General features: G+C 60.9%; 2 protein-coding genes. Both read right to left on the bottom strand.

Going from position 1 to position 4137, the window contains the following annotated elements; all coding sequences use genetic code 11:
- Positions 1-114: 114 nt before the first annotated feature.
- Positions 115-2817 carry a [protein-PII] uridylyltransferase gene (locus tag WBB95_RS02605; protein WP_424486157.1) on the bottom strand — a complete coding sequence of 901 codons (2703 nt, stop codon included), beginning with the start codon at positions 2815-2817 and terminating at the stop codon, positions 115-117.
- A gap of 64 nt (positions 2818-2881) precedes the next feature.
- A complete protein-coding gene (gene map / locus WBB95_RS02600; protein ID WP_053137263.1) occupies positions 2882-3664 on the bottom strand; it encodes a type I methionyl aminopeptidase in 783 nt (260 codons plus the stop codon).
- Positions 3665-4137: the final 473 nt, after the last annotated feature.

Here is a 4137-nt window from a genome sequence, read left to right as displayed (position 1 = left end):
GGAGCTGGCTTGCCTGCGATGCGGGCACCGCGGTGTGGCTGATACACCGCGGCGATGCCATCGCAGGCAAGCCAGCTCCCACAGGAACCGTGCCCACTGGGAATGTAAATTAAGTCAAATGGTCAGGCGTGTCAGTTCGACGCCGGGCTCCTGGGTCACGCTCAGTTGCTGCACGATGGCCGCCTGCAGGCGCAGGCACAGCTCAGGGTCGGACAGTGGCTGGTTGTCAGCGTCGGTAATGAAGAACACGTCTTCCACGCGCTCGCCGAGGGTTGCAATCTTGGCATTCTGCAGCGACAGGTCGAACTCCAGGAATATCCCGCCGATGCGTGCCAACAGGCCTGGGCGGTCCGGTGCGCTGAGTTCCAGCACGGTGACCGGGCGCTGGGCGTCTTTGGAAATGGTCACCTGGGGCGCAAACGCAAAATGCTTGAGTTGGCGCGGTACCCGGCGCTGGATGATGGTCGGGTAGTCGTCAGGGTTGCGCAGGGCCTCGGTAAGGCCTTCGCGGATCTTTTTCACGCGTGCGGGGTTGTCGCCGATCGAGTCGCCTTCAGTGTCGAGCACGATGTAGGTGTCGAGGGTGAATTGGCTGCTGGAGGTGATGACCCGGGCGTCATGGATGTTCAGGTTGAGCTGGTCCATGGCCGCCACGGTCACGGCAAAGAAGTCATGCTGGTCGGGCGCATAGATGAAGATCTGCGTGCCGCCTTCGAATTCGCGCTGGGTGGTTTCCTTGATCAGCACCAGCGGGCCGCCGTCGGCCGGCTGTTGCAGGATCGCGTCACTGTGCCAGGCCACGTCGCCAGCGGTGTGGCGCAGGAAGTAATCGTCGCCCAATTGCGACCACAGTTGCTCAACGTCGTCCGGGTCATTGCCGCCGCGCACGAGGATATCCAGCGCGGCACTTTGGGTGCGGCGGATCTGTTCTTCGCGGTCGACCGGGTTTTCCAGGCCGCGGCGCAGCGCACGCTTGGTCTCGGTGTAGAGCTGGCGCAACAGGCTGGCGCGCCACGAATTCCACAGCGTCGGGTTGGTGGCGTTGATGTCCGAGACGGTCAGCACATAGAGATAGTCGAGGCGGGTTTCATCGCCGACGATCCCGGCAAAGTCGTGGATCACTTGCGGGTCGGACAGGTCCTTGCGCTGAGCGGTGGTCGACATCACGAGGTGGTTCTGCACCAGCCAGACGATCAGGCGGCTGTCCCACAATGGCAGTTGGTGACGCTGGCAGAAGGACTCGGCGTCGACCGCACCGACTTCCGAGTGGTCGCCATGCCGGCCTTTGCCGATGTCGTGGTAAAGGCCGGCCAGGTAGATCAACTCGGGTTTGGGCAGCTTGGCCATCAGCTTACTGGCCAGCGGGAATTTCTCTGACACCTGGGTGTACTGCAACTTACGCAGGTGTTTGATCAGGTTCAGCGTGTGAGCGTCCACGGTATAAATGTGGAACAGGTCGTGTTGCATCTGCCCGACAATAAAACCGAACTCCGGCAAGTAGCGCCCGAGGATGCCGTAACGGTTCATGCGCCGCAGGTTGCGGTGGATGCCGATCTTGCACTTGAACAGCTCGATAAACAGGCTGGTGTTGCGGATGTCGTTGCGAAAATCATCGTCGATCAGGTGACGGTTTTCCCGCAGCAGGCGGATGGTGTCGGCGCGCACGCCTTTGATTTCCGGCTGCTGGGCCATCAGCACGAAGATTTCCAGCATGGCGAACGGGGTGCGGCGGAACACGTTGTCGTTACGCGCTTCGATGTAGCCGTCGTGCAGCTGGAAACGCGAGTTGATCGGCTGCGGCGGCGCCTCGTCTTCCGGGGCCAGGATCACTTCTTCGAAGTGCTGGATGATCAGGTCGCTGAGCTGGGCAATGCTCATGACCACCCGGTAATACTGCTGCATGAAGCTTTCGATGCTGGTCTTCGCGTCTTCACCTTCAAAACCCAGCAAGGTAGCGATGGAGCGCTGATGGTCGAACAGCAGGCGGTCTTCGGAGCGCCCGGCGAGCATGTGCAGGGCGTAGCGCACTTTCCACAGGAATTCCTGGGAGGAGGCCAGCAGCGCGTTTTCGCTTTCGACCAGGAAACCTTCGCCTGCCAGGGCGCGCAGGTTCAGGGTGCCGTACTGTCGACGAGCGACCCACAAGATCGTCTGGATGTCCCGCAGCCCGCCCGGCGAGCCTTTGACGTTGGGCTCCAGGTTGTATTCGGTGTCGTTGTATTTGTGGTGCCGGGTTTTCTGCTCGGCGCGCTTGGCCAGGAAGAAATCCTTGCTCGGCCACATGTGCGCGGTGCTGGTGACTTCGAGCATGCGCTGGCGCAGACGCTCGGGGCCGGCGATGGTGCGACTTTCCATCAGGTTGGTGATGATAGTCAGGTCGGCGCGGGCTTCTTGGGCGCATTCGTCCACCGAGCGTACGCTCTGGCCGACTTCCAGGCCGATGTCCCACAACAACGTCAGAAAACGCTCGATGGAATCACGAAAGATCTCATGATCGGCGCTGTCCAGCAGGATCAGCAGGTCGATGTCGGAGTAGGGGTGCAGTTCGCCACGCCCGTAGCCGCCGACCGCCACCAGGGCGATATCGGCGTCTTCACTCCAATTGAACTGTTCCCAGGCCTTTTGCAGGATGTTGTCGACGAACCAGGCGCGGTCCTCGATCAGCCGGCGAATGTCCCGGCCACTGCGAAAGCGCGCATCAAGCACCTCGCGGGCCTGGCGGATAGCCTTCTTGAAGGCGGCGATGGGGCTTGCCTTCAGTGCCAGTTCAGCCTGGAACTGGCCACGGTCGAAGAGTTCTGGATCCACCTGGGGCATCGATCGGCTTTCCTTTCTATCTATCAGTCGGTCACAACACGGGTTGGGAAAACCAGGTCAGCCTTTAGGCCGAGACGCGTGGGATCGTGTCGTCAGCGCGCAGGGTGAAGATTTCATAGCCGGTTTCGGTGACCAGCAGGGTGTGTTCCCACTGGGCCGAGAGCTTGCGGTCTTTGGTAATGGCGGTCCAGCCATCGCCCAAGACCTTGGTGTCGGCCTTGCCCTGGTTGATCATCGGCTCGATGGTGAAGGTCATGCCTGCCTTGAGCTCCATGCCGGTGCCGGCGCGGCCGTAGTGCAGGATCTGCGGCTCTTCGTGGAACACCGTGCCGATGCCATGGCCGCAGAATTCGCGCACCACCGAGAAACCGTTCTTTTCGGCGTGCTTCTGGATCACTTCACCGATGTCGCCCAGGCGGCAGCCGGGTTTGACGATTTCGATGGCCTTGTACATGCATTCCTGGGTCACTTGGGACAGGCGCTCAGCCCAGACCGGTACGGTGCCGACGTGGAACATGCGGCTGGTGTCGCCGAAATAACGGTCCTTGATCACGGTGACGTCGATGTTCAGGGTGTCGCCGTCCTTCAGGGGCTTGTCGCCCGGAATCCCGTGGCATACCACGTGGTTGACCGAGGTGCAGATCGACTTGGGGAAGCCTTTGTAGTTCAGCGGCGCAGGGATGGCCTTTTGCACGTTGACTATATAGTCGTGGCAGATCTGGTTCAGGGTCTCGGTGGTGACGCCTGGCTTGACGTGCTCGGCAATCATTTCCAGCACGTCGGCAGCCAGTTTGCCGGCAATGCGCATGCCGGCGATGTCTTCGGCGGTTTTCAAACTAACGGTCATACAGGCTCTCTCTAGCGCGACGCGCTGAAATCAATACGGTTTACGGGCGTGCGACACAAGGTTACAAAATTCGCACAAGCCTCGGAAAAACGTGATTCTACCAGAGGTGGGCGGTAAATCATGAGCGCCTGGCGATGGGTTCTTTCTATGGGCTTGGGTATGTGGGTGGGGCGTTGGGTTGGGGTGGTGCTTTTTTTGGGGGGGGTACATATCCGTTGCTGCGGTTATGGCTGCTTAGGGTTACGCCCTTACGGCGTGTCACTTTTGGAAGGACCCAAAAGTAACCAAAAGGTCCTCGCCCCTCCACTCGGCACCTCGCCTAGGCTCGGTGTGCCCGCACGCAGGCTTGAATCCGTGGGCCGCCGCCACGCGCCATCCATGGCGCGGGGCGGCTAACCCGGCGTCCTGCCGGGTTACCCACGGATTCAAGCCTGCGTGCGGCCATCGTGGTTAACGGGGCGCCTGAGATCAAG

The sequence above is a fragment of the Pseudomonas sp. genome (assembly GCF_049645325.1).
Lineage (GTDB): Bacteria > Pseudomonadota > Gammaproteobacteria > Pseudomonadales > Pseudomonadaceae > Aquipseudomonas.
The sequence above is the reverse complement of the archived record's forward strand: the minus strand, read 5'-3'. Positions and strand labels throughout refer to the sequence as shown.